This is a genomic window from Ignicoccus hospitalis KIN4/I (assembly GCF_000017945.1).
GTDB lineage: Archaea > Thermoproteota > Thermoprotei_A > Sulfolobales > Ignicoccaceae > Ignicoccus > Ignicoccus hospitalis.
On the sequence record NC_009776.1, the window covers coordinates 1,023,086 to 1,048,771 of the forward strand.

The 25,686-nt window shown below is 58.0% G+C and carries 30 protein-coding genes and 1 tRNA gene; 14 read left to right on the forward strand and 17 right to left on the reverse strand.

Features of this window, described 5'->3' with window-relative positions:
* Positions 1-3 precede the first annotated feature (3 nt).
* From IGNI_RS05890 to IGNI_RS05910, 5 genes are read left to right on the forward strand one after another with little or no spacing between them, the layout of a single operon-like run.
* Positions 4-573, forward strand: coding sequence for a 4Fe-4S binding protein (locus IGNI_RS05890; RefSeq protein WP_012123286.1), 570 nt, complete (start codon positions 4-6; stop codon positions 571-573).
* A complete protein-coding gene (locus IGNI_RS05895) occupies positions 573-1,055 on the forward strand; it encodes an NADH-quinone oxidoreductase subunit J family protein (RefSeq protein ID WP_012123287.1) in 483 nt (160 codons plus the stop codon). The genes IGNI_RS05890 and IGNI_RS05895 overlap by 1 nt, the downstream gene beginning before the upstream one ends.
* Positions 1,052-1,360, forward strand: a complete 309-nt coding sequence (locus IGNI_RS05900; RefSeq protein WP_012123288.1) for an NADH-quinone oxidoreductase subunit K — start codon at positions 1,052-1,054, stop codon at positions 1,358-1,360. Before IGNI_RS05895 ends, IGNI_RS05900 begins: the two co-directional genes overlap by 4 nt.
* Entirely contained in the window at positions 1,360-2,673 is a 1,314-nt protein-coding gene (locus IGNI_RS05905; protein ID WP_012123289.1) for a proton-conducting transporter transmembrane domain-containing protein, read from the forward strand. The genes IGNI_RS05900 and IGNI_RS05905 overlap by 1 nt, the downstream gene beginning before the upstream one ends.
* Positions 2,674-2,679: 6 nt before the next feature.
* On the forward strand, positions 2,680-3,306 hold the full coding sequence (locus IGNI_RS05910; protein WP_012123290.1) for a BUD32 family EKC/KEOPS complex subunit: 627 nt from the start codon (positions 2,680-2,682) through the stop codon (positions 3,304-3,306).
* A 5-nt stretch (positions 3,307-3,311) separates the two neighbouring features.
* Here IGNI_RS05910 and tuf read toward each other — a convergent pair whose 3' ends face one another.
* The 5 genes from tuf to IGNI_RS05935 form a co-directional block, all read right to left on the reverse strand.
* On the reverse strand, positions 3,312-4,640 hold the full coding sequence (gene tuf / locus IGNI_RS05915) for a translation elongation factor EF-1 subunit alpha (RefSeq protein WP_012123291.1): 1,329 nt from the start codon (positions 4,638-4,640) through the stop codon (positions 3,312-3,314).
* 134 nt (positions 4,641-4,774) lie between these two features.
* A complete protein-coding gene (locus IGNI_RS05920; protein WP_148202270.1) occupies positions 4,775-5,509 on the reverse strand; it encodes a hypothetical protein in 735 nt (244 codons plus the stop codon).
* A 109-nt stretch (positions 5,510-5,618) separates the two neighbouring features.
* Positions 5,619-6,356 (reverse strand): D-aminoacyl-tRNA deacylase, encoded by a 738-nt coding sequence (locus IGNI_RS05925; RefSeq protein ID WP_012123293.1) that lies wholly within the window; start codon positions 6,354-6,356, stop codon positions 5,619-5,621.
* Positions 6,353-6,547, reverse strand: a complete 195-nt coding sequence (locus tag IGNI_RS05930) for a hypothetical protein (RefSeq protein ID WP_052570283.1) — start codon at positions 6,545-6,547, stop codon at positions 6,353-6,355. The genes IGNI_RS05925 and IGNI_RS05930 overlap by 4 nt, the downstream gene beginning before the upstream one ends.
* A 934-nt stretch (positions 6,548-7,481) precedes the next feature.
* Positions 7,482-7,560: transfer RNA gene (locus IGNI_RS05935), tRNA-Gly, on the reverse strand.
* Positions 7,561-7,611: 51 nt separating this feature from the next.
* On the opposite strand from IGNI_RS05935, the gene rnhA reads away from it, so the two are divergent.
* Positions 7,612-8,130, forward strand: coding sequence for a ribonuclease HI (rnhA, locus tag IGNI_RS05940; RefSeq protein WP_083756929.1), 519 nt, complete (start codon positions 7,612-7,614; stop codon positions 8,128-8,130).
* Here the strand turns inward: rnhA and IGNI_RS05945 are convergent.
* Entirely contained in the window at positions 8,114-8,668 is a 555-nt protein-coding gene (locus IGNI_RS05945) for a hypothetical protein (RefSeq protein WP_012123295.1), read from the reverse strand. The two genes, rnhA and IGNI_RS05945, sit on opposite strands and share 17 nt — an antisense overlap.
* 58 nt (positions 8,669-8,726) lie before the next feature.
* A complete protein-coding gene (gene metG / locus IGNI_RS05950) occupies positions 8,727-10,412 on the reverse strand; it encodes a methionine--tRNA ligase (RefSeq protein ID WP_012123296.1) in 1,686 nt (561 codons plus the stop codon).
* Between the two features lie 143 nt (positions 10,413-10,555).
* Between metG and IGNI_RS05955 the strand changes: the two genes are divergently transcribed.
* Complete coding sequence (locus tag IGNI_RS05955; protein WP_012123297.1) at positions 10,556-11,188, forward strand: Snf7 family protein; 633 nt, start codon at positions 10,556-10,558, stop codon at positions 11,186-11,188.
* On the opposite strand, the gene IGNI_RS05960 is transcribed toward IGNI_RS05955, so the two are convergent.
* Together IGNI_RS05960 and IGNI_RS07815 are read right to left on the reverse strand one after the other, a co-directional pair.
* On the reverse strand, positions 11,185-11,904 hold the full coding sequence (locus IGNI_RS05960; protein WP_148202271.1) for a class II glutamine amidotransferase domain-containing protein: 720 nt from the start codon (positions 11,902-11,904) through the stop codon (positions 11,185-11,187). The two genes, IGNI_RS05955 and IGNI_RS05960, sit on opposite strands and share 4 nt — an antisense overlap.
* A 5-nt stretch (positions 11,905-11,909) precedes the next feature.
* Positions 11,910-12,086 (reverse strand): hypothetical protein, encoded by a 177-nt coding sequence (locus tag IGNI_RS07815; protein WP_012123299.1) that lies wholly within the window; start codon positions 12,084-12,086, stop codon positions 11,910-11,912.
* Positions 12,087-12,160: 74 nt separating this feature from the next.
* Here IGNI_RS07815 and IGNI_RS05965 point away from each other — a divergent pair, with 74 nt between their 5' ends.
* From IGNI_RS05965 to IGNI_RS05985, 5 genes are all read left to right on the forward strand, one after another.
* Positions 12,161-12,859: a nucleotidyltransferase family protein gene (locus IGNI_RS05965; RefSeq protein ID WP_012123300.1), complete on the forward strand. Its 699-nt coding sequence runs from the start codon at positions 12,161-12,163 to the stop codon at positions 12,857-12,859.
* Between the two features lie 10 nt (positions 12,860-12,869).
* A complete protein-coding gene (locus IGNI_RS05970; RefSeq protein ID WP_012123301.1) occupies positions 12,870-13,049 on the forward strand; it encodes a hypothetical protein in 180 nt (59 codons plus the stop codon).
* A gap of 42 nt (positions 13,050-13,091) precedes the next feature.
* Positions 13,092-13,295, forward strand: a complete 204-nt coding sequence (locus IGNI_RS05975; RefSeq protein WP_012123302.1) for a hypothetical protein — start codon at positions 13,092-13,094, stop codon at positions 13,293-13,295.
* 62 nt (positions 13,296-13,357) lie between these two features.
* Positions 13,358-13,759, forward strand: a complete 402-nt coding sequence (locus tag IGNI_RS05980; RefSeq protein WP_052570285.1) for a PUA domain-containing protein — start codon at positions 13,358-13,360, stop codon at positions 13,757-13,759.
* The gene (locus IGNI_RS05985) at positions 13,756-14,490 is read left to right on the forward strand and encodes a proteasome assembly chaperone family protein (protein ID WP_012123304.1); all 735 of its coding nucleotides are present in this window, start codon (positions 13,756-13,758) and stop codon (positions 14,488-14,490) included. Before IGNI_RS05980 ends, IGNI_RS05985 begins: the two co-directional genes overlap by 4 nt.
* Here IGNI_RS05985 and IGNI_RS05990 read toward each other — a convergent pair.
* Together IGNI_RS05990 and IGNI_RS05995 are read right to left on the reverse strand one after the other, a co-directional pair.
* On the reverse strand, positions 14,481-15,026 hold the full coding sequence (locus IGNI_RS05990; protein ID WP_012123305.1) for a hypothetical protein: 546 nt from the start codon (positions 15,024-15,026) through the stop codon (positions 14,481-14,483). The two genes, IGNI_RS05985 and IGNI_RS05990, sit on opposite strands and share 10 nt — an antisense overlap.
* Before the next feature lie 3 nt (positions 15,027-15,029).
* A complete protein-coding gene (locus IGNI_RS05995; protein WP_012123306.1) occupies positions 15,030-15,362 on the reverse strand; it encodes a DNA-directed RNA polymerase subunit G in 333 nt (110 codons plus the stop codon).
* A gap of 66 nt (positions 15,363-15,428) precedes the next feature.
* Between IGNI_RS05995 and IGNI_RS07585 the strand changes: the two genes are divergently transcribed.
* Entirely contained in the window at positions 15,429-16,382 is a 954-nt protein-coding gene (locus IGNI_RS07585) for a lysylphosphatidylglycerol synthase transmembrane domain-containing protein (protein WP_012123307.1), read from the forward strand.
* On the opposite strand, the gene IGNI_RS06005 is transcribed toward IGNI_RS07585, so the two are convergent.
* The 4 genes from IGNI_RS06005 to IGNI_RS06020 all read right to left on the reverse strand — a co-directional run bounded on the left by IGNI_RS06005 (position 16,282) and on the right by IGNI_RS06020 (position 20,902).
* Entirely contained in the window at positions 16,282-16,767 is a 486-nt protein-coding gene (locus IGNI_RS06005; RefSeq protein WP_012123308.1) for a DUF2118 domain-containing protein, read from the reverse strand. The two genes, IGNI_RS07585 and IGNI_RS06005, sit on opposite strands and share 101 nt — an antisense overlap.
* The gene (locus IGNI_RS06010) at positions 16,767-17,750 is read right to left on the reverse strand and encodes a polyprenyl synthetase family protein (protein ID WP_012123309.1); all 984 of its coding nucleotides are present in this window, start codon (positions 17,748-17,750) and stop codon (positions 16,767-16,769) included. The genes IGNI_RS06005 and IGNI_RS06010 overlap by 1 nt, the downstream gene beginning before the upstream one ends.
* A gap of 95 nt (positions 17,751-17,845) precedes the next feature.
* A complete protein-coding gene (locus IGNI_RS06015; RefSeq protein WP_012123310.1) occupies positions 17,846-19,045 on the reverse strand; it encodes a TackOD1 domain-containing metal-binding protein in 1,200 nt (399 codons plus the stop codon).
* 51 nt (positions 19,046-19,096) lie between these two features.
* Positions 19,097-20,902 (reverse strand): ATP-binding protein, encoded by a 1,806-nt coding sequence (locus IGNI_RS06020; protein ID WP_012123311.1) that lies wholly within the window; start codon positions 20,900-20,902, stop codon positions 19,097-19,099.
* A 75-nt stretch (positions 20,903-20,977) separates the two neighbouring features.
* Here IGNI_RS06020 and IGNI_RS06025 point away from each other — a divergent pair, with 75 nt between their 5' ends.
* A complete protein-coding gene (locus tag IGNI_RS06025; protein ID WP_012123312.1) occupies positions 20,978-21,700 on the forward strand; it encodes an MBL fold metallo-hydrolase in 723 nt (240 codons plus the stop codon).
* Here the strand turns inward: IGNI_RS06025 and IGNI_RS06030 are convergent.
* Positions 21,598-24,246 carry an ATP-dependent helicase gene (locus IGNI_RS06030; protein ID WP_012123313.1) on the reverse strand — a complete coding sequence of 883 codons (2,649 nt, stop codon included), beginning with the start codon at positions 24,244-24,246 and terminating at the stop codon, positions 21,598-21,600. The two genes, IGNI_RS06025 and IGNI_RS06030, sit on opposite strands and share 103 nt — an antisense overlap.
* 40 nt (positions 24,247-24,286) lie before the next feature.
* Positions 24,287-25,660 carry a hypothetical protein gene (locus IGNI_RS06035; protein WP_012123314.1) on the reverse strand — a complete coding sequence of 458 codons (1,374 nt, stop codon included), beginning with the start codon at positions 25,658-25,660 and terminating at the stop codon, positions 24,287-24,289.
* Positions 25,661-25,686 lie beyond the last annotated feature (26 nt).

Consider the following 25,686-nt stretch of genomic DNA (forward strand, 5'->3'; position numbering starts at 1 on the left):
CCCTTGGAGGAGAGGAGGTTCGTAGAGGTTAGGGAAAGGTGGGGTAGGAAGACCAACGCCCTCGGAGTTTTGAAGTCCTTGAAGGCCGTTGCCGAATACTTGGTACAGTCCAGGCCGACCACGCTCTACCCCTTCGAGAAGAACGACTTGCCGGAGAACTTCAGGGGGGTGTTGGTATACGACATAGAGAAGTGCATAGGCTGCGGCGCGTGCGTCTTGGCTTGTCCAAACAACTGCTTGTACCGCCGCCCCGGGCCGAAGACGGAGAAGAACAAGCCCGGGATCTACATAGCCTTCGAGCCCACCCACTGCTTGTTCTGCGGCCTCTGCGTGGACGCTTGCCCGCCGGTGGCCAGCTCCTTGAGGCATAGCAACGTGGTCTCCATAGTAAGTACGAAGAAGAAGATAATCTGGGAGCCGTGGGAGTGGGCCGCCTTCACTAAGCTGATAGAAGAAAAGGGCTGGGAGAACGACGCCATCGACTACGACAGGGTAGAACACCTAGTTAAGGAGAGGGCGGAGCAGATCAAAAAAGCTCTCGAGGAAGAGGCAGAGAAGGGTGCTAAGAAGTGATGGAAGCCTTCGTGCTGCTGATGGGACTGGCCACCGCGTTCGCGGCAGCGGTGCTCTGGGACCCCGACATAGTTAGGGCCGCGAGCTCCCTAGTGATGGTCTTCCTCTTGACGGGCTTCGCGCTGCTCTCCTTAGGGGCGTGGTTCGTGGGGGCCATGCAAGTGCTCTTGGGCGCCGGCGCCGTCGCGATACTCGCCCTGTACGCGGCTATAACGTCCAAGAAGAGGAAGGAGGTTCTGAGGTCCAGGAGCGCCGGCACCATAGCTGCCCTCGCGCTGAGCGTTTTGGGAATAAGCATGGGCTTCCTCACCCTAAACACCCCCGGAACCTTCACCTTCTACAGCTCGGACGCCTCCAAGATAGCGGAAGTCTTGTTCGAGGACGTTGGACTTACCGTAGCGCTCAGCGTTTTGTTGATAGTAGCCTTGATCGCTTCGGCTTACATAGTTAGATACGTGTTCTTACGCGAGGTGAGAGCTTGAGCGAGCTGGGAGCGGCCATCTGGGCGACCATTCCCCTCTTGGTGGTAGGCCTCTACGGCATAGCCGCGAGGAGGAACTTAGTTAGGATAATGCTGGCATTGGAAATAGTGGGGGCCGCCACCGTGACCATATTGGGAGCCGCCGCGGCGGCCCGGTGGCAGGCCTCCGGGGAGGTGTTGGGCCTCTTGGCCCTAGTCGCCATAGGAATTGAAGGTGCCATGTTAATTGCCTTGGTTACCCTCTTCAACTACGTGTACCGCGACGTGGACGTCATAAAGATTAAGGAAGGAGGTGAGGAGGAGTGATGGCCTCCCTTCTGTTAGACTTGCTCGCCATACTCCAAGCGCTCTTGTTGCCGGCCCAGCTGTCCAAGTACTTGTCGGCCTTCTTGCTAACCCTCAGCATATTCTTCGCCAGCGGGAAGGTCGGCAGCATAGTGGGCGACTACTACACCCAGATGGGCATGATGGCCGTCGCAGTGCCGTCAATAATAACGCTGCTCTTCCACACCCGGCCGCAGAGGCACTTCATCTTGCTAGTTACCTTAGTCACGGTCGCCGGCTACTTGGTGGCGGCCTCGAGGAACTTGGCGACCTTAGCGGTCTCCTTGGAGGCCCTCTCGCTCTCCGCAGCTGCCATAGCCTTCTACCCGGCCTCTAAAGACAAGATAAGGGTACTGAGCACTTACTTGGTGTTCAGCGTGTTCGCCGCGGTACTGCTGTTCTCCGGGCTGGCGTTCTACTTCGCCGGCACCAACACGTTCAGCTTGGTAGAGTTCACCCAGACCTCCACTGCCATAGTCGGGCTGACGTTGATACTGGCCTCAATAATGGTGAAGGTAGCGTTAGCGCCCATGCACGCTTGGGCGGTGGACGTCTACTCCTTGAGCAGCACCAGCGCGGCCTTGTACTTGTCCAACGCAGTGAAGGCCAGCGCCTTCGTGGCGCTGGGCATACTCGCTGCCGGCCCGCTGGAGATGGCGATGTCCGTGGGCTACTGGCAAGTGTTGGTGCCGGTCATGCTCTTGGCAGTGGCTTCAATAGCAGTGGCGGCGGGGGGCATGGCCCTCAGCTCCGAAACCAAGAGGTTGTTGGCCTTCTCCAGCATAGCCCACGCGGGCTTCGCTACCTTGGCCCTAGCGGCCCCGGGCCCGACAGCTGCAGCTATACTGGCCTACTACGCCTTGGTGTACTCCTTGTCTAACACCATAGGCTTCTCCGCGGTTCTGCTACTGAAGAAGGAGGGCGAGGCGAGCTTGAGTGAGCTTAGCTTGCTGTACAAGAGACCCTTAACTGCGCTGGCCTTCGCAATAGGGATAATATCGCTCTTGGGCATCCCCCCGACTGCAGGGTTCAACGCCAAGCTCTTCGCGCTGTTCAACTTACTCACGTCGACCAACTTGCCCAACTGGTACGCCCTAGCTATAGCCCTAGCGGCCGTGGTCTTCACGGCGGCCACGGGATACGGCTACGCCAAAGCCATAGCTGCCGTAGCCAAGAGGCCGGAGGGCGAGCCCGAGGCGAACGCCGGGCTGGAGCTGATGATGTGGTTCATGGCGTTCGTGGTACTTCTCTTGTACTTCTACCCAGCGCTGCCCGTTCCCACGGCCTTGGGTTGATGCTCCATGTTAAACAAGTTTTTAAAGTTGTTTAGCAAGCTGCTCTCCACCCTGTACCAAGCTTCCCCCGAAGGGGGGAAGGTGGTTAAGGTCTACAGCGGCTGGAGGGCCCTCAAGTGGTTGCCGGCCAAGGTGCTCTTCCCCTTCTTCCCCTACTCCCTCTCCCCGGCCGAGAGGTCCGCCCGGGAGGCGCTGTTCTTGGTCTCCGAGCTCCCCACTCCTCAGCTCCTCTCGTTCGGGAGGGGTTTCCTGGTGAGGGAGTACTTGGAGGGAAAGGTCTTAGGACCCGACGGGAGGGCCGTGGCCGAGGCCCTCTGGAGGGCCCACTCGCGCTGTTGGGCGTTGGGCGACGCGAAGTTCGACAACTTCTTGGTTAAGGACGGGGAGCTGTACTACATAGACGGGGAGCAAGCCACCAGGACGTGCGACCCCTTGAAGCAAGGGGTGGACTTGGTAGAAGCGGCCTTCTTCCTGATGCTGTTCGGGGGGTGCGAGCAAGTGAAGCGCTTGTTAGAGAGTTACCCCGGAAGGGAACAGAAGAGGGCCTTCTTGTTACCCACGGGGGTCCTCTTGACCTTGCCGTGTATACACGTGATAGTGAAGGAATTAATAAGAGAAGGGGACAAAAACTGAAGGGCTTACTTCTTCATCTTTATCTCTACTTTGGCGGGCTTGACGTCGGTCACTATGCCTATGCCGACGGTCTTGCCCATGTCCCTCATGGCGAACCTGCCCAGCGGCTGGAACTCTTGGAACTTCTCTATCACCATCGGCTTGAGCGGCTTGAACACCACCACAGCGGCGTCGCCCGGCTTGAGGAAGCTCGGGTTCTCCTCGATCACCTTACCGGTCCTCGGGTCGATCTTCTGCTTGATCTCGATAATCCTGCTAGCCACGCTGGCGGTGTGGGCGTGGATCACCGGGGTGTAGCCCACCGCTATGGCGCTGGGGTGCCAGATGACGAACACCCTGGCGGTGAACTGGTCCGCAACGGTGGGCGGGTTCTCCGGGTGGCCGGCCACGTCTCCCCTCTTTATGTCGTTCTTGCTCACGCCCCTTACGTTGAAGCCTATGTTGTCGCCGGGCATGGCTTGCTCGATCTTCTCGTGGTGCATCTCTATGCTCCTTACTTCTCCTCCAACTCCGGGCGGCATGAACACTACCTTGTCGCCTACCTTGAGTACGCCGGTCTCCACCCTCCCTACCGGGACGGTGCCCACGCCGGTGATGCTGTAGACGTCTTGGATGGGTATCCTAAGCGGGAGCTTGGCCCACTTCTCCACGCTTGGCGGCTTGAGGTTGTCCAAGGCCTCCACCAAGGTGGGGCCCTTGTACCACGGCATGTTCTCGCTCCTCTTGATGATGTTGTCGCCGGTCCAAGCGCTAACGGGCACGAACGGTATCTCGTCCACCTTGAAGCCGAGGCCCTTCATGAACTTCTTCAGGGTCTCCACTATCTGCTTGTACCTCTTCTCGCTCCAAGGCGGCTCGGTGGCGTCCATCTTGTTGACGGCCACTATTATCTGGTCGATACCCATGGTCTTGGCTAGGAGTATGTGTTCCCTAGTCTGGCCCTCCGCGCTCATGCCGGCCTCGAACTCGCCCGGCCTGGCGCTGACCACCAAGATGGCCGCGTCGGCCTGGCTGGCGCCGGTGATCATGTTCTTAATGAAGTCCCTGTGGCCGGGGGCGTCGATGATGGTGAAGTAGTACTTCGGAGTCTCGAACTTCATGAAGGTCAGGTCGATGGTAACGCCCCTCTCACGCTCCTCCTTGAGCTTGTCCAGCAGCCAAGCGTACTTGAAGCTCTCCTTGCCCCTCTTCTTCGCTTCCTCCTCCAACATCTTCAGCGTCTTCTCGTCGACGAAGCCCAGCTCGTACAACAGGTGGCCCACTAGGGTGCTCTTGCCGTGGTCTACGTGGCCGATCACTATCAAGTTCATGTGGGGCTTCTCTTTCTTGCTCATACTACTGATCCCTCCGTCCGAGGGCTAGTCGGTGTCGACTTAAAAAGATTGGTACCATGGTAGCACTCGAAGGCCGATGAGGTGAGGGTGAGCTGGTTCGATCGGTGAGGACAGAGGGTGACGCTGAGGCCCCCTCAATCGAAGAGCTCCAGGGTAACGTTTCCGAAGCCCTCCCTCCTCCGGAAGCCCACGCCCAAGAGCGCCCCCTTCCTAAGTATCTCCAAGACCCAGCCCGGGAGCTCTTCCACCACGTGGAACAGAGCCACCCCCGTCAGCCCGGGCCTCCACTTACCCCTGTACAAGTACCAAACCTTACCGACGCTGTGGAGGATGGAGTGGTCTTCAACAAATATTTCGTCCAGCTTTAGGAGCGCCTTGGGGTTGCTAACGTAGGGGGAGAAGAGATAAGAGGGGAGGGGAAGGAAGCGGAGGTTGAACGGGGCCTTTCCCTTCTTAATTATCACCGGCCCGTTGAACTTTATTATTAATTTTGAACCGTAACCCACGTCAGTTATTATCTCTTCTACCCCTTCTATCCTTATTTCGTAGACCTTATTACCTAAGATGACCTTGACCTCGCTTGTAATTGTCTTAGGGAAGTTCAAAACGGTCATCTCGAAGTATCCCTTCTCGGGAAGCTTGACGGGTAAGAGGGACTTGGGGGCCTCTACCTTACAGAACGAGCAGTCCACCATAACTTTCGGGTAAATTGTCTTCCCGTCGATGCTGTAGAGGGGAGAGACGTGTAAGATGTTGGACGCTATTTCCTCAGCTATCAATTTCGTGAGGAGCCCGCTGTACTCGAAGAGTTCCCCTCCCGACGTTTCCAAATAAACCCTCAGTTTGAACATGACGCTCCTTCCGACCAATAAGAACTATCCAAAAGCATTTTAGAATTGAAGGTACTCGCCAGAAGACCAAAAGAAATATTAACACCCTTTTTAAACCCAGGCTCGAAAAAAGGATAATTTCTGAACTTCAAACCACGAGGACCTCTAGGCCGAGGTCCTCCAAAGCCTTGACGACCCTCAACCTGAGCTCGGACTTCAAGGACTTCTTCTCCACGTAGGCCCTTTCGGGCCTCTCGAAGCTCCTCTCCACCATCTGCCTCAACAAGTCCTCGTCCAAGTGGTCAAGGGCGTACTTAGGGGCAATGTGGCCGAAGCACGCCTCGCCCTCCAAGCACCTCTTTGTAGCCCTCTTGGAGTAGTGGGGGCCTCCAACCCAAACGGCCTTGGGCGCCTCGCAGCGGTGCTCCTCCCACGAGGCCACCGCCTTGGCCAAGACCTCGTGGTTCGCCGGGTCCTCCCAGTCCTCCTTCACGGAGCCTATCTCGGCGAAGACCAATGGCTTGTCGCTGGTGGGCCCGTGGTGGGTAGCCTCGTAAGTCACGTCGTAGCCCTCCCTCCGGAAGGCGTTCATTGCCCTCAACAAGGAGCAAGCGAGGGAGGGGTAGGCGACCCCGAGCCTCTTGGGCTCCCCTCCCAGCTTCGCCTCCCCGAAGTTGCCGGTGTGGTGGACTGTGAATGCCTTCACCCTCTTCTCGCTGGAATGTCTCGAAAGCACGATGAAGGCATCGCCGGCGAGCGAGTTGAAGTCGAAGAAAGGTGGGTCCTCCGGCAGCTCCAAAGCCTTGATCCCGTATTCCCTCTCCAGAGCCTCGGCCGCCCCCTTAGCAGCGGGGTCCCCGGGGTAGTAAACCACTGTTACCTTCAAGGCTCGTCCAACAGGCCGGCCGCCTCGAGGGTCCTAAGAACCTTGAGGGCTAGGGAGCGCGACTTCAAGCGGATCAAGATCTTGTCGCCGACCCTCTCGACTAGGGCCTCTGGAGGTAAGAGGTCCTCGGCACCCTCCTTCGCTACTATTACGTAGTATCCTTGGGGGTCCCTCTTCCCGAGGCCCTTCAAAGTACCCCGGGCCGGTTTGTCTTTCGTTCATTCTTGAAAGGTCCTTCATGGAGGTCGGTGAGAAAGGTCCCCGCCCGCGTCGTCTATCTTTGCATTATTCCTAGGCCTAGATTGTTAGGCTCCTCGACTCTCTTATAGAAAAAATCTTTTTCGGAGCCAGAATAATGGTATTTTTCTATCCTCTCTTGAGACTCCACCGAAGCCTTCCATATAAAGCTCCAAGGTCTTTCCCTTAAAAGAATTGCGTTCTACTGCGAGTTTACAATTCTCCACGTTTTTCCCTTTATTCGAGAAATTTTTCCTCTGCCCTTCCCTCCACGATCTTCAGCGTTCCCATGAAAAGATATAAGGGGGTTTGAGAGAGTGAATAGTAATGGTGCGCTTTCGAATATAGGATGTTCCCATGTGGGCAAAGATGAAAAGGAAATGAGTAAAATACAAAGGTTTGGTGATTTGTAATGCTAATAGACTGAAAAAGAAACAAGAAAAGCATCGAAGGAGTCATACTTTCCTATTCTATAGGGCAAAGGGATAGGAAGCTTGTGAACCGCAAAAGGGTTGGAGGTCGGGGACCCTCACCCGACCCGGAGCGGCATTACCTCCCTTACCCTCAAGGCCTTCTTTAACTTCTCCTCCATCCCGCCGGCGTCGGCCACGTAAGCGACGTCCCCCCTTTATGCCGACCCCTATGACCTTCTCGTCTTTTATTTCCATCTCGGGGATGATTATTTGTGCGCCGAGTCCCTCCAAGGTGACCCTGGCCGCGCCCTTCAAGACCCTCCCGGGAGCACTGGCTTCAACCCCGTCGAACCGCCCGGCGCATCCGACAACAAGCTTTGAGGCATAGCCTCCAAGGCCAGCTCCCCGAGGGAGGAGGTCCTCCCAAGGCGCTCGGGAGCGGGAAGGTGTAAACTGCTCGTAGGCGGAGGGCCTTTGGTGCGGCGGCCGGGATTTGAACCCGGGATCACCGGCTTGGGAGGCCGGCATCCTAGTCCAGGCTAGACGACCGCCGCAGCCTCCGGAACGCGTTCCTTATTTCCGGTTAAAAGCGTTTCTGGAGGGGGATGAGGAAGGACGAGGGTGAGCAAGGGGTGAGCGGCGGCAAGTCTCGCCGACTCGAGCTCTACTTCGACGGCCTCTGCGAGCCAGTGAACCCCGGAGGGGTGGCCACCTACGGCTTCGTGGTTAAGGAGGGAGGGAAGGTCCTTTGCTCCGGCAAGGGCTTGGTTGGAGTGGGCGCCAGGGGCGACGACGTTACCAACAACGTAGCGGAGTACACGGCCTTGATAAAGGCGTTGGAGTGTTTGCTCGAGAAGGGCTTGGAGGGGGCTGAGGTGGTAGTAAAGGGGGACTCCCAGCTGGCGATAAGGCAGCTGAGGGGCGAGTACAAGGTGAGGTCCCCGAGGATAGCGCCGCTCTACAAGAGGGCCAAGGAGCTCTTGTCCAAGTTTAAGGCGGAGCTCCAGTGGGTTCCGAGGGAGCTCAACGAGGAGGCAGATGCCTTGAGCAGGGAGGCCTTTAGGGAGTACTTGGAGGCCAACAAGGAGGAGTTCGAGAGGTACTACCTCAAGTCCTCTCGATGACGGTGACGCACCTTTCGTCCTCCTTCACCACGGCCTTCATCCTACCCCCGTTGGACACTAGCTTGGGCCTCCACTCCCTCCCGTCCATGAGGGTCAGCGCCGCGGCGACCATGTAGGGCAACGGGCAAGCCGCTCCCTCCAGCTCCGCCCCGCCAACCCCCTTGGGGCAGATCTTACACCTCTTGGTAACAACCGAAATCTTTAAGGAGTTCTCGTTAGCCTCCACCTCGTACTCGTCCTCCGAGTACCCGTACTCGGAGAACATCACCTTCAAGTTTTCTTCTATACCCTTTTTCGGGTCCACGAGCCCGTGGGCTACGAAGTAGGCCAAGATCCGGGGGGTGAAGTACTTGGAGAGCACCCCTACCGTGCCTTGGTTGAGCAGCCCCAACTCGTTCAAGGACGCCAGCATGGAGGCCAAGGTGAGAGAGGAGAGGGGTACGTCCCTCTCCTTTATCACCTTTAGGGCCTCTTCAAAATTCTTCATGAGCTTGAAAGAGTTCTTGTTGCCCTCGTGCAGGGCACGGGTCTCTGGCATGGGAGTTCCTCACGCTAACTAAGAGCACGCCATTATTAACTGTTTCCTTACCAGTTAGTCAGATGGGGCGGAGCTTTTCAACTTTTCTCCGAGCCTCCTCCAACAGCTCGTCCACCCTCTCGAGGAAGTCCTTGGGCAGCTTCTGGAACAGCGGCTTGGGCTCTTTGACCTCCCCCGCGGGCTCGGAACCGCTGGTGAGGAGCTTGCCCCTCTCGTGCACGCTCCCGGGCTCGCCTATCATCTTCCACAGCTCCTCCGCCGCCGAGGGCGCGAAGGGCGCCAAGTGAAGGGCGACCTCCCTAAGTATGAACAAGCACGTATACATGACGTCCCTCGCCTCTTCCTCCTTCCCCTCCTTCAAGAGCCTCCAAGGCTCCTTCTCGTTCAAGTACTTGTTACCTAACCTGGCCATTTCCAAGACTAAGCCGGACGCTTCCTTCAACTTCACCTTATACATGGCCTTCACGTACTTCTCGTGCAACTCGGCTATGCTCTTCTTGACCTCCTCGTCCACCCTCCCGCGGACCGAGCCTCCGAAGCGCCTCTCCACGAAAGTTAACACCCTGTGGGCGAAGTTGCCTATGTCGTCGTTCAGCTCGCTGTTCACTATCCTGTAGAACTCCCTCCAAGTGAAGTTTGTGTCCCTCTCCTCGGGCCTCATTCTAATCAACGCGAACCTCCAGTAGTCCGGGTTGGGCACCACCTCCAGCGCCTCGTCTATCCAAACGCCCACCCTCCTCCTCTTGCTGAACTTCTGGCCCTCGTACATGAGGTACTCCGTCGCGGATATGTTGTAGGGGAGCGGGTACTCCTCGCCGGTCGCCTTTAAGAGGGCCGGGAGTATTATGGAGTGGAAGGGTATGTTGTCCTTCCCTATGAAGTATACCGGCCTGGAGTTGATGTCCTTCCAGAACTCCTCGAACAAGTTCGTCCCGTTCTTGACGTCCAACTCCTTAACTGCGGAGAGGTAACCCAAGACCGCTTCGAACCAAACGTAGATGGTCTTGCCCTCCGCCCCCGGGAACGGGGCGGGTATGCCCCACTTGTTGTCCCTAGTGACAGACCTCGGCGTGAGGCCCTCCTTCACCCAGTTCAAGGTGAACTTCTTAACGTTGTTGGGCAGCTCGCTCCTTTCCAGCCACTCCACCAACCCCTCCGCGGCCTTAGGCAAGTCGAAGAACCAGTGCAAGGTCTTCCTCCAGACCGGCCTGGAGCCGCAGAAGGCGCAGCGGGGGTTGACCAAGTCCGGGGGGTCCAAGAGCTTTCCACACCTCTCGCACTGGTCCCCCCTGGCGTCCGGGGCCCCGCAGTAGGGGCAAGTGCCCACCGTAAACCTGTCGGGCAAGAACATCTTGTCCTTGGGGCAGTAGGGCATGACCATCTCTTGCGTGAATATGTAGCCGTTCTCGTATATCTTCATAAACGTTTCCCTCACGAACTCCATGTGCACCGGGTTGTGGGTGCGCGTGTAATTGTCGAAGGATATCAAGTACTTCTCGAACAGCTTCTTTACGTACTCGTGCACCTTGTCGGTCAGCTCCTTGGGCTCCACCCCCCTCTTCCGGGCCTCCACCTCTATGGGGGTCCCGTGCTCGTCGCTGCCGGAGACGAACACTACGTCCTCTCCCATAAGCCTCAAGAACCTAGCGAACACGTCGGCGGACAGTACGGACCCGATCAAGTTACCTAAGTGAGGCACGGTGTTGACGTAGGGCCACGCGCTCCCGACTATCCACTTGGCCACCGTCGGCCCCCGGGGGCGTTGGGCCGCGCGAGCATAAAACGGGAGCTGTGTAGGCGAGGGTTTAAAGCTTGGGGGGCGGATGATACCGCAATAGGTCCCTTTTAAGCTTTCTTCGGTAGCTATACCCCCAACGGGAGCGTCGGATGGACGCGATAGTTAGGTTCAGCAGGATATGGGAAGAGGGGAGCAAGGGCGGCAGGAAGTTCTTGATATTCGGCACCAAGGAGAGCGAGGAGCCGCTCAAGAAGAAGGTGTTCAAGGCCAGGTATCTGATAGAGAAGCAGATAGACAGGATAGGTTACACCATAAACAAGTTGAAGGAGAGGGACGAGAGGTTGTTCAACAAGCTGGTGGACAGCATAGTAAACCACGACGAGCTGAGAGCTAAGATACTGGCCAGCGAGATAGCTGAAATAAGGAAGATAGCGAAGACTCTAATGACTACGCAGCTGGCCCTCGAGAGGGTCAAGTACAGGATGGAACTGTTCTTGACGATAGGCGACGTGGCGACCACTCTGGCGCCGGTGGTGCCGGTGTTGGGCATGCTGAAGGCCCAGCTGCTAAAGGAGGTGCCGGAGTTAGGGATAGAGCTGAGCAAGATACACGAGGAGCTGGAGGAGGCGGTGGACGAGATGAGCTTCTACGGAGCGGCGGAGGCGGACGTGGTGCTGGACAGGGAGGCGAGGAAGATACTGGAGGAGGCGAGGACCTTGGCGGAGAGGCAAGTGGAGGCGGAGTTCCCCAGCGTCTCCATCCCCAACACCAGCAGGGTCTAAAGACTCCCGTACTTCGGGGCCTCCCTCCAGTTCTTCTCCCCGTGTTTTAGGGCCACGGTGCTCGAGGCGACAGCCTTCACGCTCCCGACCTCATAAAAGTATATTTTATAATAATCTAGCTCCTCTTTCTTGCACTCTTTGCACTCCCACGCGTAGCCCGCGTTGCCGTAGACGTCCACGAAGAAGACCGCGGCCCCGCTCCCCTCCGGGAGGACCTCCTCGAGCCAGCCCTTCACCCTCATCGCGGTGAGGAGGGGGTCCTCGCTGTAGTTCTCCATAACCGCCCACGCCACCGCGGCGGTGTCGGCTAAGGTTCCAGAACTCATCATCCTCCTTATGGGGTAGGGCGCCTCTAGGGTGGAGGGGTCTATGGTGCCGTTGTAGCCTATCCACAACACGTTCAGAACTCCCACGGGCTGGACGTTCTGCGGGTGCGCCTCGGTCCCCTTTATGCTCGTCTTCCTCACGTGCAATAAGTTCAAAGTTCCGAAGTTGTTGTTCAAGAACTCGAGGCCCCTCTCGTCCTCCCACACCGCCCTAGTGCTCCTATACTCGACGAACCTCCCCTCCTCCACGCCCACGAAGCCCCAGCCGTCCGGGTGGTTGGGCTCCTTGCCCTTCCACCTCCTCGCCCCGTAGGGGTCGTCCCTCGCCGCCTCGACCAAAGCCTTTACCAAGTCTTCCGAAAACCCCTTCATCATTAACATCCTACACAAGTCTATCACCCTGTGATGGCGGCGACGGCCGTCTCGTTCAAGAACTTGACGAATTCATCGTATTTCATCTTTAAGTAGAGACCAGCCAAAAGCGATATGAGCGCCAACAAGAACAACGTGCCGTAGAATATTATTTGGTCGGTAGTGAGTTCGACGCCCAATATGACTAGCCCTCTCCTCAACCCCTTAATACCTCCTTTACCACAACGCGAGAACCAAAATTAATGCTCGCATAGGCTCCAGTACGGTGGCCTCCGTGAAGGCGTTGATACTCGCCGGGGGGTACGGCAAGAGGCTGAAGCCCCTCACCGAGGAGTTGCCGAAGCCCTTGCTCCAAGTGGCGGGGAAGCCCATAGTGGCGTGGCAATTCGACCTATACAAGAGACACGGAATAAATGAAATAGTTATGGCAGTGGGCTACTTGAAGGAAAAAGTAATAGAATTGGTCGGCTCGGGCAGCAAGTACGGCGTGAAGGTAGTTTACGTCGTCGAGGAGGAGCCCTTGGGGACCGGAGGGGCCATAAAGAACGCTGAGAGCGCGTTGAGAAACGAAGAGATGTTCGCAGTTTCCAACGGAGATATAATAACGAACTTGGACGTCACCAAGCTCTGCGACGCGTTGAGGGAGAGCGAGGCGGTAGCGGCCATGTCGCTGGTCCCCCTACCCTCCCCCTACGGAATAGTGATAACTGATGAGAGTGGGAAAGTTAAGGAATTCAAGGAGAAACCGAAGATACACGACTACTGGATAAACGCCGGGGTATATTGTATGAGGAACGAGATATTCGATTACTTACCCGAGAGCGGGGACATAGAGAAGACCGCTTTCCCCCAGCTCGCCAAGGAGGGGAAGCTGGTGGCCGTTAAGTACCCGGACGCCTTCTGGAAGAGCGTGGACACGTTTAAGGACTTAGAGGAGGCCAACAAACTGTTGTCGAAGTTGAGCTTGTTCTGAGGTGAGAAGCTTGGACGAGAGGCTGGTGGCTTCCCTCTCCGGGGCCCTCTGCGGGGCCTTCGCCGCGCTGGGGGCACTGTCCTTGAGCTCCGGCTGGGAGGCCTTCGTGTACAACGCCGCTGCTGTCCCCTTGCTCCTCGGCCTGTTGACCGCTTTCTTGACGTACATGCTGAGCGAGGTCCTATCGTAAGCTTTTACTCCGCCGGGGCCCTCCGCTGGGGGTCAAGGGAACATGAGGGCCCACTGCTCCCTCTTGGCCGTCGCGTTTTCCACGTCCTTCGCCGTTTCGTTGGTCACACTCCTAACCCTCTCGGCCGTGTACTTGTTAGGGGTGGCGAGCCCCATCTTGGTCTTGCTCGGAGGGGCGCTGGGCGGGGCGCTGGCCTACGCGCTCTCCTCGGCGCTCCTCAACGCTTGTGGGGGTGCGGGTCAGTGAATCCCAGCCCTCCTCACCGCTCGGGGCGGCGATCGACACCTCATCCCCTCTTGTTGAGGCGCTTGCTACACTACATCTACGGCGCCGAGCCCCAGTGTAGCTTGGAGGGGGTGACGGTAAAGTACTCGAAGACCGGGAAGCCGCGCTACGTCCTCATGAATGGGAAGAGGCTCTTCACCATCAAGCCCAACGACATGTCCGTAACCCTCTCCCCGGAGGGGGCCGCTTTCTTGGAGGGCTGCTTCCCCCCTAAGGTAGCTAGGGTCTACGTCAGCGAGGTCCCCGAGAAAACGGTGTTCGCCAAGCACGTGATAGACGCAGACGAGGGGATAAGGAGGGGCGTAGACGTTTTAATAATATACGAGTCGCGGCTGGTGGCCTTCGGTAAGGCGCTGATGTCCGGGAGGGAGATGAAGGAGCTTAATTTGGGCGAGGCCGCGAGGGTTAGGGGTAAGGTGCCGTGAGGAAGGTCAAGTTCGTCCCCACCGGCGAGGGGCCCGAGGACCTCAAGGGCTCATTGCTCGTCACGGGCTTCATGGGCTTCGGCCTAGTGGGCTTCATAGCTACCGACTTCTTGCTGAACAAGCTAAAACCTAAGAAGATAGGGTACTTCGTCACCAAGTACTTGCCGGAGCAAGTGTCCTACTCGGAGGAGAGGGGGCTGGAGCTCCCCTTCGAGCTCTATTACAAAGAAGTGGATGGCAAGAAGATATTAATCTTAATGAACAGGTGGATACCCGTTACGGTGGAGAGGTTCGCTTACGCGGACTACGTCGTCAAGTGGGCTAAGAAGAGGGGAGTTGAAGCTATTTACGCCTTCGGGGGCTTGGACAACTCCTACAAGGAGGAGCCCAAGGAGAGGCTGAGGTGGGTCAAGACTAGACACTACGACGGCCCCTTGCCGGAGGGCAAGCCCATGACTGGGGGGCTCAAGGTCATAGGCCCTCTGGCCCTCTTGCTGGCCTCCGCGGAGGTTAGGGGCGTGAAGGCTCTAGCGATATTGCCCTTCTGTGAGTCCATGAGACAAGACCCGAGGGCCTCGGCGGTCGGACTTCAAGAGTTCGCGAGGATAGTGGACTTGAGCTTGGACGTGAGCGAGCTCGTGGAGAGGGCCGAGAGCATAGAGTCGGAGCTGGAGAGGCTCCGGAAGATGTTGGAGTCCGGGGCCACCGGGAGGGAGTCTCACTACATGTAGTCCTTTAACTTCTCCGCCAAGTCTTTGGGCAAGGGCTGCGGGCACTCTATTTGTGAAAAGGGGTAAGCCCCCTCCAGCCCCTCGGGCACCTTGAGCCCGCAGCCCGCCTCCACCTCTCCCTCGCCCACCTCCCTCGCCCTCCTCAACGACTCCATTAGGAAGTGGACCGACGGTGAGAGGGAGTCCGCCACGAAGAGCGCTCTAGGGTAGGAGTAGTCCGGACACTCGAGCTTCAGCCTCCTCAACATCTCCAGCCCCCGGGAGGTGGTCCGGCAGACGAAGTCGGCGTACTGGAAGAAGCGCCCTATCGGTATTAGGGCCCTCGCGTACCTCAAGGCCCTCTCCACCCTCTCGGGGCCGATCACCACGTCGCACCCGGAGAGGACCTTCAAGGCGGCCTCGCACTCGTCCTTCGCCTCACAACACTTGAGCTCCCCGCAGAGCTCCCTCGCGTTGGCGACCGGAGTCTCTATCCCTAAGTCCTTTATCACCAGCACTCTGGCCCCGCACTGGCCGGCCTTGTAGGAGGCCCTCAAGGCTTATTCCTCCTTCATTAGGCATATGTAGTACTTCACGTTTTCTTTAAACTTCTCTTGGAAGTTGTGCAGCACGACCACGAAGCCCCCTATTGAGAACAGCTTCTTGTCGCCGTCGTCCCTCACCAGAACTCCCCTGCCGCAGAAGTCCACCCCTTGCTTGAACTGCGGCACCTCCTCGCTCACTACGAACCTCGCGGCCTCGCCCTTTACGAACGTTATCAAGTCCTCGTGTAACAGCATTTCCACCTTCTTGTCGTCGCACTCAAACACCAATATGTTGGTGTATGGTATCTTACCCTTCTGTATGTCGGTAACCTTGCCGCTGCACTCCAACCCAAGCCCCGCCGCCGCCTCGAAAAAGGGCTTAATTTCTAAGCCGGAGGGGTAGGGTAAGGGGAGTTGTGGAAGAGAATAGCACTGGGGCTGGCGATCACCGCAGCTGTCATGTGGATTTACATCAAGCTCGCCGGGGTGGACTTGGGCGCGTTCTGCAAGGTCCCCTTGTACGCGGTCGTAGCTTCGGTGGCCCTCAGCGCCTTGTCAGACGCCGTGAGGGCCTTCAGGTTGAAGCTCCTCACCAAAGGGGTGGGGGAGGAGCTCAGCCTGAAGGATTCCTTACTCGTATGGGAGGCGTCCAGGCTCTTGGCCGCCTTGACGCCGGGCTTCTACGGGGGCGAGGTGTTGAGAATAAGCACACTATCCAAGAAGTTCGGCATAAATAAGTCGATCGCAGTAAACGTGCTGGAGACCACCTCGGAAGCGGTAGCTATAGGGGTAAACTCCTTCGTGGCCTTCGCGATGCTATGGCTGGGCGGCTTCAAAGTTAACGTGGCACCCCTGATCTTCCCCGTCCTCATGGGGGTGGCCCAAGCCCTCGGGGGCTCCTTGGTCCCCGCCCTCAACTGCCCTAAGGCGCTCAAGGGAAAGGCTAGGGAGCTGTGCGAGGGGATAAGGGAAGCGATAAGCCTGGCCGGCTACGGGACCTTCGGCTTGGCGGTGCTAGTCTCCACAGTGGGGGTGGCCTTGTACGTCATGTCTTTCGGGGTGATAGCTTCTGCCTTGGAGAGGGCCGGAACTGTGGGGACTTTGGTCTTCGCGAGCGCGCTCCCGCTGACGGCGATCCCCATAACCCCGGGGGGCGTGGGGCTCCCGGAGAGCGCTTGTACGCTCGCCTACCCCAAGCTGGCGGAGAGCTTGGCCGTTTGGAGGATAATAAACTTGACCTCCACGGTGTTGGCCTCCACGGCCTCCCTCAGCCTCTTGGGGCTCTTGTCCTCAACTCCTTCGCTCCCTCGGGGACTACTAGGACGTGGTAGTCGTCCCTCCCGCCGTACGGTTCCCAGTGAACCATGACCACCTTCCCCTTGACGATGCTCCTAAACCTCCTCACCTCTCCCTTGCCCGTAAGGCCGTAGGCGTAGGTGTCTCCCTCCTCCAGCTCGTCCCCCTCCTTTACCGTGACTCCGACCTTCACGTGGGAGACCTTGAAGAGCTTCACCTTGCTCCCCTTGGGGACTAGTATGGCCTTGTCCTCGTTAGGCAAGTGTATTAGGAAGGTGACCTTCGCCTCCTCCTTGAGCTTGTCCACTATCTCGTCCAGGGGGATCTCGTAGGGCACCTTGCCCAACGCGCCCGGGACCTTCTCTTTAACGAAAACTACTTCGTCGCCCTCCACCACGGCGTACTCCTCCCCTTCCTTGCCCTCCACGAACAGCCGGGGGAACTTGTAGGGGTCCATCAGTACTCCCTCTTAACCGCAAAGTCCACGAGCTCTTTCAGCGCTCTCATTGCCTCCTCGTCCTCGAACCGCACGGTCTCCAATATCTCGTACGCCCTCTTCTCGAACTCTTCGGCGAGCTTCATTGCGTAGTCGAGGGCACCGGACCTCTTTATCAGTTCAGCGACCTCTTCCAACGCCTCGTAAGAAGTTTCCCTACCTAAGACCGACTTCACCCTCTCGGCCTCGTCCCTCGGCAAGTTCCTTAATGCGTATATCACGAGTATCGTTTTCTTTCCCTCTCTCAGGTCGTTGTACTTCGGCTTCCCGGTGACCTTCTCGTCTCCCAACAGCGAGAGTACGTCGTCCTTTATTTGGAAGGCCTTCCCGAGTATTAGGCCGAACTCCTTCATGAGGTCCTTAACCTCCCTCTTGTTTGCTGTCAAAGCCCCCAGCGCGGCGGAGGCGCCGAAGAGGGCGCCGGTCTTCTTCTCTATCATCTCTAGGTACTCCTCCTCCGTCACGTCCCAGCGCTTCTCGAACTCCATGTCCATGGCTTGTCCCTCGGCGACCGTTACGGCGCTCCACGTTAGCACTTCCGTCATCTCCTTTACGAGGTCCGGGGGTTGGGGGGACTGGAGCAAGGCCTCGTAAGCCTTCGCGTAGAGCAAGTCGCCGGCGAGTATGGCCATGGACTCCCCGTAGAGGACGTGGACCGTGGGCACCCCCCGCCTCAACTCGTCCCTATCCATTATGTCGTCGTGCACCAGGGTAAAGTTGTGTAAGAGCTCCACCGCGGCCGCGGCGGGCAAGGCGCCCTCCACCTCGCCCCCGAGGGCCTTGTTCACCAAGAGGACCAAGGCGGGCCTCAGCCTCTTGCCCCCCTTGGAGGGCAAGTGTCTCGCGGCCTCGTAGAGTTCCTTGGGGCTCCCCTCTAGGACTTCCATGATCTTCTTGTCGACCAGAGGTCTGAACTCGCTGAGGTAGCGCGTTAACGTTTCCACGACTGGTCCCCTAGGCCGCGGAAACGGGATCTTAAAAGGGGTCAACCGGTCCGTGAAGCCGTCATCCCAGCCGGTCGTTTACCGCTAAAAGCCGTTCATCCCCCGAAGAACTCGTCCGCCAGCAGCTCTTCTTTCTTCTCTTCCTTCCCTTTTTCCTCTCCTCCCTTCTCCTCTTCCTCTTTCCTCTCCCCGCCCTCCTCGAACAGCAGTCCCTCCTCCGGTATCTCCTCCTCTTCGCCGCCCAACATCTCCTCGCCGAAGAAGGCCTCCTCGCCGAGCTCCGGCGGGGCCTCTGCTGTGACCTCCACCTCCTTCGCCTCCTTCTTCAGCAGCTCCTTCGCTATGTTCTTTATCCTCTCGACCAAGTAAGGTTCGGTAAGGTCCAGCACTATTATGTTCTTCATCTGGACTAACATTGAGGCCTCAAAGGCGTTGGCCGGGAGTATGATGACGTAACGGTCCACGCCAGTGTCCAAGGCCTTGGGCACTCTGGAGGTTATCGCTAGCGAGGGGTCCTTCTCCTCTGCGAAGTCTATCGCCAACACGCGCCCTTGCGGGGTCCTCGCGATTATGTCGAACACGTGCTCTATGCCGCTCCTCCCCCTCTCCTTGCCGGGGCTCTCCACCATGAGGCCGAGTTCCTTCAAGGCCTCAATTATGTCTTGCTTGTGCAGCTCCCCGCTGGTCAACAGCCTCTGGCCCAGGGGGGTTAGGGTGAACTCGTACACTGGCTCGTAGCTGGTATTGAGGTAGTCGAACTGGTGGCCGCAGTTCCTACAGTAGAACACTATGAGCGGCTTGTTGCTCTTCCTCTTACAGTTCAAGCACTCGAAGACCTTACCTATGACGACGTAGTCGAGGCCCTCCTTCCTCAAGGGCCTCTTACACTTGGGGCACACCAGCTGGCCGGTGTTGGGGTCCCTGAACTTGGACTCCGTGTCTATGTAGCCACACAAGGTGTGCTGGATTATGTAGGTGGGCTCTATGTTAAAGCTCTTACACCAGGGGCAGAGCAGCCTAGAGGAGACGTGTATTGAGCCGCATCGCGGACAGTGGATAAGCCTGTCCACAATCGACTTGTCGACCAACTTGTACCTTATGAGCTTTTCAATCGTGCTCCTCCAGTTGGGCAAGTCCTCGAAGGGAGGGTACCTAATTCCGGTCTCCAGCCCTATCTTGGGCCTAACCGAACCCATCTTGAATATCGTAATTAGGATCTTGCGCGCTATAGGGTCGCTTATGAGCTCCTTCTTAACCTCCTCCGGGATGCCTAGGGTCGTGGGCTGAAAGGACACTAACGCTCCCGACGCTACGGGTTCACTTCGCCCTTTATTAAATGTGGAGTTCTAGAGGTAGCCCCTAAGGGCCGCCTCCACCGCCGCCGCCAAGGCGCGGGCCGGGTCGCAGCCCCCTTCCCCGAGCACGAAGGAGCACTCCCCCACCCTCGCCTTAACTCTGTTCCCTACCTTGCTCAAGTATATTTTCTCGGTTACTATAATTCCCTTAGCCCTCTCGATGTCGTCCTTAGTGAAGCTGGTCCCCAAGAGTTCGGCCACCTTAGGCGCCAACTCCTCCACAGCCCGGACCCTCTCCTTTATCAAGGTCGCCTTCCCCCACTCCTCCACCAAGTCCAAGTCCCCTCCGCCGTAGTCCAGCACCTTCGGCCTGACCTTGATGAAGGCCGGCTTGGGGAGCGCCGGGCCGACCACTATGGCTTCCCCGGGCTTGAGGGAGGGCAAGTCCGAAGCCAGCCTCGCCCCCAGCTCCTCCGAGGAGTTCGCCACCGCCTCTTGATCCTTCGGGTTAATTATCCTCATTATTATTTGACTCTGACACTGGCTGAGGACCGTTTGGTCCACCCTGCTGGGCCTCTGGGTTATTATGGTGAGCAGCACTCCGAACTTCCTCCCCTCCGAGGCAATCCTCTTCAGTAAGCTCGTGGTCCAAACGTTCTCCTCGGACGGGGGAGGGGCGAAGCGGTGGGCCTCCTCGACCACCACCATTACCGGGAAGGGGTACTTCTCCCCGGGCACCTCCCTCATGTACCTCACCCTCGCTTCGAATATCCTCTTGAGGACGTCGTATACCAAGTGGACTTGGACCTCCTTCTTTATGCCGCTCAAGTTGAACACGGTCGCGGTGGAGGGCCTCAAGAACGACATTAAGGGTGTGGGTCTAGTGTCGTACACGCCGAGCCTCTCCAGCTCAGAGACGTACTTTATTAAGTCGTAGACCGGGTCGGGGCCCTTCCTAACCACGCTCCACAGCTTCTTCACCGCCTTCTCTTCTATGGGAAAGTCTCTGGACTTGAGGAGCGAGGCGAACTGGTTGAAGGAGCGAGACACCTCCGAGGCCTCCGCCACCGCGTTTAGGTACTCCACCATCCTCCTCAAGCTTAGGGCCTCCCGGTCGCCCCCCTCCTTGAAGGCCTTCTGCGCGGCCGACCTGACCCCTTCCAGCACTGCCCTTATCCTCGTAGCGGTCTTGGGTATCCCCATGACGAACGCGAGTTCGTCGGTATCTACCGTGGTCAAGTCTATCTTGTAGAGCACGTCCCCCTCTTGATCGGCGTGGGCCTTCAGTACTAACGCGTCCCCTCCGAGCTCCTCCACCTTCTCCTTTATCGGTACGTACTCGCCGTGAGGGTCCAGTATTAAGACGGTAGCGCCCTTCTTCAACAGCTCCTCTATCAAGACCACGCTGGTCCAAGTCTTCCCGGAGCCCGTAGCCGCTATTATTGCTAAGTGTCTCACCAAGGCGTTCATGTCCAATCTTATTGGGACCGAGGGCCTGTTCTTCAAGTTTCCAATCCATAGCGCCCTCTCCTCGGGAACCTCGTAGAGCGCCGAGACGTCCTCGTCGGAAGCTAAGTACACCCACTGTCCTACTGAAGGTGTCCCCTCGTCCAAGCTCCTCACCCTCGCTAAGGCGACGGCTGTCTTGCCGTCCAACGGCATCTTGGCTGCCACGTCCCACGGGACGTCGGAGGGCAAGAACGGCTTGACCCTTATCCACTCCACGTAACCCAACACCTTCTTGCCGTCCTCCTCAAAGTATACAAATTCGAACTTGCTCAGCTTCGTAGAGCTGTCGAGAACTACGGTATAGGTGTCAAGCCCCTCTACCTCCACCACCCTCCCGACGACCTTCACAACCGCTTCCTCGCGGCTTCTTTTGGAACCCTAGGTATATGGGGGCAGAGGGGGCGCCGTCAGTGGCGGAGCCCTTTGAGGGCGCACTTCTTGGGCACGGGCCCGGCCAGCGGGTGGCCGGCCTACGGGAAGGAGACGGAGAAGAGGAGGAGGCCCAGCACTTACGCCTTCGAGTGCGGGGAGGCCAAGTTCTTTATAGACGTGGGCTCTTGGGAGGCCGCCTTAGAGGGGGCGAAGAGGCTGGGGAACGTAGACTTCATCTTGATAAGCCACGCCCACGTGGACCACTGGGGAGGGTTGAACTTCTTCCGCTGGGGCCCCGAGATGCCCACGTTCTCCATCAAGGAGACGTTCGAGCACCCCTACTTCAGAGAGATCAAGGACGCCCCGTTCTCCCTCAAGCTCCTCGAGGTAAGACCCTTTGAAACGTTTGAAATAAAGGGAGTGAAGATAACTCCCTTCCCCTTGAACCACTCCATACCGGCCAGCGGGTTCTTAGTGGAGTGTGGGAGCAAGCTGGCCTACGCGCTGGACACCAAGTGGCTGCCGCAAGAGAGCTTGGAGCTCTTGAAGGGCTCGGTGGACTACCTAATAGTGGACGCCGCCTTGCCGAAGGGCGAGGAGGGAGCGCACAACACTTACGAGGAAGCGTTGAGGTTGGGGAAGGAGATAGGAGCTAAGGTGGTCTTCGCGGTTCACTTGCTGCCCTCGGTTAGGGAGGCGGAAGTGCTGGCGGAGGGAGAGGCGCTGGGGGTGAAGGTCGAGGTCCCCGACGACGGCGATTCCTTCGAACTTTGAATCTTCTTCAGCACCATCTCCCTCAGCCTCTGGAGGAGCTTCCTCTTATCCTCCATGAGTACTACGTCGCTGAAGGCGTTAGCCACTATGACGTGAGAGAAGGGGCTCGGCACGTCCAAGGGGCCGACCACCTTCACCTCCACCTCCCCTTCAACTATCCTCCTCACCGTCTCTTCCGCCGCTTCCACGTTCATGTAATCTTCCAGGATTTCCCGCAAGGTCTCCTTGTAGATGGGGAAGTCTTCCAAGCCCTCCACAACTTTTATGAGCTGTTGAGCGGAGAGCTGCATCCTTTCCGGACTCTTCTCCCTCCCCCTGTACCTCTTCAATATCATGAAGCCCCTCTGCGCGCAGTGCCTAAACCTCCTCTTGAAGAGCTCCGTCCTCTTCACCGCCTCCTCCACGTAGCGCCTCAAGTTCTCAGGGGTCACGGAGAAGACCAACTCCCTCACGTCCACCTCCGGGTGGCCGGGCACGGTTAACATGAACCCGTAGTCGGTCACAGTGACGCTCACGTTAGTGCCCGTGAGCTGGCCCAGCTTGTAGGCGTAGGCCCGGGAGAGGGCGTCTATCCCCCTCCTTCCTATTAGGAAGTGGAAGATGAAGTTCCTCCTGTCCTCCTCATCCCATATCTCCACCAAGTACGTGCTGTCGCCCGGGACTGCGCCGACGTACTCCAGCTGCTCTTGGACGTACTCCTTCAAGCTCCTAGCGGCCCAAGGCTCCAGCTGGTACTCCTCGACGAGCTGTTCTACGCTCATATCCACCAACATCTCCCTAAACTTGGCCACTTCTCTGGCGGAGTCGTAGGCAAGGGGGAGCATCTCGCTGAACCAAGCCGGGACCGTGGGCCTCTCGCTGGGCGCGGGCTCCACGTAGACGCTCATTCCCTTGGAGTACAAGAACCTATACGTCTTCCCGGAGAGCACGAAGACGTCCCCGGGGACCAAGTTCTGGGCGAAGAGCTCCTCCACGTGTCCCAACAGCTTGCCGCTCTTAGCGTCTACCACCTTTACCTTGCTCTCGTCCGGGATCGTGCCGGCGTTCATTAGGAATATCATTCTGCTGGTCCTCTTCCTCCTCAAAACGTTCCTCTCCTTGTCCCAGAACAGCTTGGGGAACACCTTCTCCTCCTCTAAGCCGTACTCGCCCGCCAAGTACTTCACGACGGACTCGAAGTCCTTCTCGTCCAACTCCCAGTAGGGGTAGGCCCTCTTCGTAACCTCCAGCGCGAGCTCGTATGGAACTTCGCCCAGTTCCAAGGTCAAAGCTATTAAGTGCTGAGCGAGGACGTCCAAGGCGTTCTTGGGTATCCTCACCCTGTCTATCTTCTTCTCCCTGGCCAACTTCGCGAGGACCGCGTTCTCGAGCAAGTCGTCCCTGTCCACCACGATTATCCTTCCCTTGGAAACCGCGTCTATTCTGTGCCCGGCCCTCCCGACCCTCTGCAGAAGCCTGCTCACGCTCTTGGGGCTGGAAAGCAGTATTACCAAGTCCACGTGCCCTATATCTATTCCCATCTCCAAAGAGGTTGAGGTCACCACCACCTTCAGCTCTCCCTTCTTCAGCTTCTCCTCCACCTCTAGCCTGACTTCCCTGGAGAGTGAGGAGTGGTGGGCGGCCACCTTGTCCGCCAAGCCCTCCTTCTCCAAGTACTGCTTCAACTTGAAGGCGACCTTCTCGGTGGAGTGCCTCGTGTTAGTAAATATCAAGACTGCCCTGTGCTCCTTTATCAGCTTCACCATAGTGCGGTAGATCGCGTCGTTGAGCTCCTCCGCGTCGGCGTTAACTATGTCCTTCACGGGGCATATCACCTTTATGTCCACGGGCTTGGCGAACCTCGCGTCCACTATCCAGACCTCCCTCCCCCTCCCGCCCAAGAATTTGGCCACGGTCTCCAACGGGTGGATGGTGGCGCTCAGCCCGACCCTCTGGAACTCGCCGGCGTGCAAAGCTAAGCGCTCCAAGGTCAAGGTTAAGTGGGTCCCTCTCTTGCTAGAGGCCATCTCGTGGATCTCGTCTACAATGACCCACTTGACGTCCTTGAGCTTTTCCCTAAACTTGGGGGAGGCCAAGGAGAGGGCGAGGCTTTCCGGAGTAGTAATTAGGATGTGGGGAGGCCTCCGGAGCTGCTTCTGCTTCTCCGAGGGAGGGGTGTCGGAGGTCCTAATGGCCACCCTTATCTCTGGGAAGCCTTCCTCCACCCTCTGGTAGATCTCGTTGAGCGGCTCTATCAAGTTCCTCCTCATGTCGTTTCCAAGCGCCCTGAGGGGGGAGACGTAAACGGCGTAGACCTTGTCCTCCAGCAGCCCTCCCTCCGCCATCCTAAACAAGCTGTCTATGATACCCAAGAACGCCGCTAAGGTCTTCCCAGTCCCGGTGGGGGAGGAGATGAGTACGTTCTTGCCCTCCTTGATAAGCTTTATCGCCCCCCTCTGGGGCGGGCTCAAGTTGCCGTACTTCTCCTTGAACCAGTCCCTAACGGTCGGGTGGAGGAGTTGTAAGACCTCCTCGGAAGGGGGGAGCTCTCGGAGGAGCTCGTACACCCTCGATGCCCGGGCGAGGGCCCCTCACAAAAAATTAAGCTTAGCCCCAGCAGCCGCTGGCCAAGTAGACCTTGCCCTTTATCACTTGCTGCTGCGTGGTCAGCCCGCCCACCGTGGGGTTCACTACAGCCGTGTAACACGTCCTCTTGCCCATAGTTAAGGTTATGAACAGCGAAGAGACCTCTTGGGGCACGTTCTTCACCTTGAACTTCAGCTCGCCGACGTTGCTCTTTATAGTAATGGTGGTGTTGGTGAAGTTGCCCAAGCCGAACACCCTCTTTACCTTGGGCTCCAAGGATATCCCGGTGGCCACCGCAACCGCGGGCTCCAGCTTGCCTATGGTGAAGTTCTGATACATGTTGTTAACGTCGAATATGTAGGCCTCGAAGCCCCTCCTAGTGGCGACCAAGAAGAGGGCGTCGCCCACGTAGCCGTTGCCCAAGTAGTCCCCCACCCCTACGAAGTTGTATATGCCGGGCAAGGAGTAGAGCACGGTCTCGTTGTCCAATATGTCGTGGAACCTCAGCACGAAAGTTCCCCTCTCGCCCAAGCTTATCAGCATGAAGTAGGGCTTGCTCGAGTAGGGCTCGTTCTCCAAGAATATGGGGGCGAACGTGGCGACCTTCATCTTAATTAAGTCTTCCTCGCCCTTCGCCTCCCCTCCCTTGCCCTTGTAGTGGTAATACATTATCGGCGACATCTTCCTCAACCACAAGACCAAACAGCCGTCCCCGTCCAACAAGTCAGGCAACGGGTTGGTGGCGCTAACGTTGGCGCCCAAGTTGAAGGTTATGTTCGAGGCCACCTTGTCCTTGAGCACGTCGTACAGGGTGCAGTAGACCCAAGTGTCGTTGCCGAGCTTCTCCTCCCTCACCTCCCAAGCGTAGACGTCGTTCTTCTTAACGAAGATGCCTACGCGGGCGTCGGGGGAGTGGGCGTACTTGCCCAAGGGCTCGGCCTCGTCCCCGTATATCGCGTACAGCGTGCCGTTGACGCCGAGGAGGAGCTTCCCGTCGAGGGTGGCGGACTCCCCCTTCCTAGGGTCGAAGACCGGCACCACCGGGCCCTTTATCTCAAACTTGCCCACTACCTTGTTACCCTTTATGGTCCATATCTCCTGAGTCTCGTTTATAGTGTTCACGAAGAGGAACGCCGTGCCGTCCTCGTCCGGGTAGGTTAAGGGCTGGGCGGTGGCCGCCCCCTCGAGCTCCACGAACTCGAGGGGGTACTCGACGCTTACCTTAGGCACCTCCTCGGCGGGGGCGCCGAAGCGCTCTTGCTGGGTGACCTCCGCCTTGGGCGGTTTGCTGCTCAGCACGAGGAAGGTTATGCCGAGGCCGGCTATCACCGCGACCGCGACGGAGGCCAACACTAAGAGCTTCTTGTTTATTTGGACTTTCTGAGGAGAGCTCATGACTTCCTCCGCGGGGGCCTTTGAGG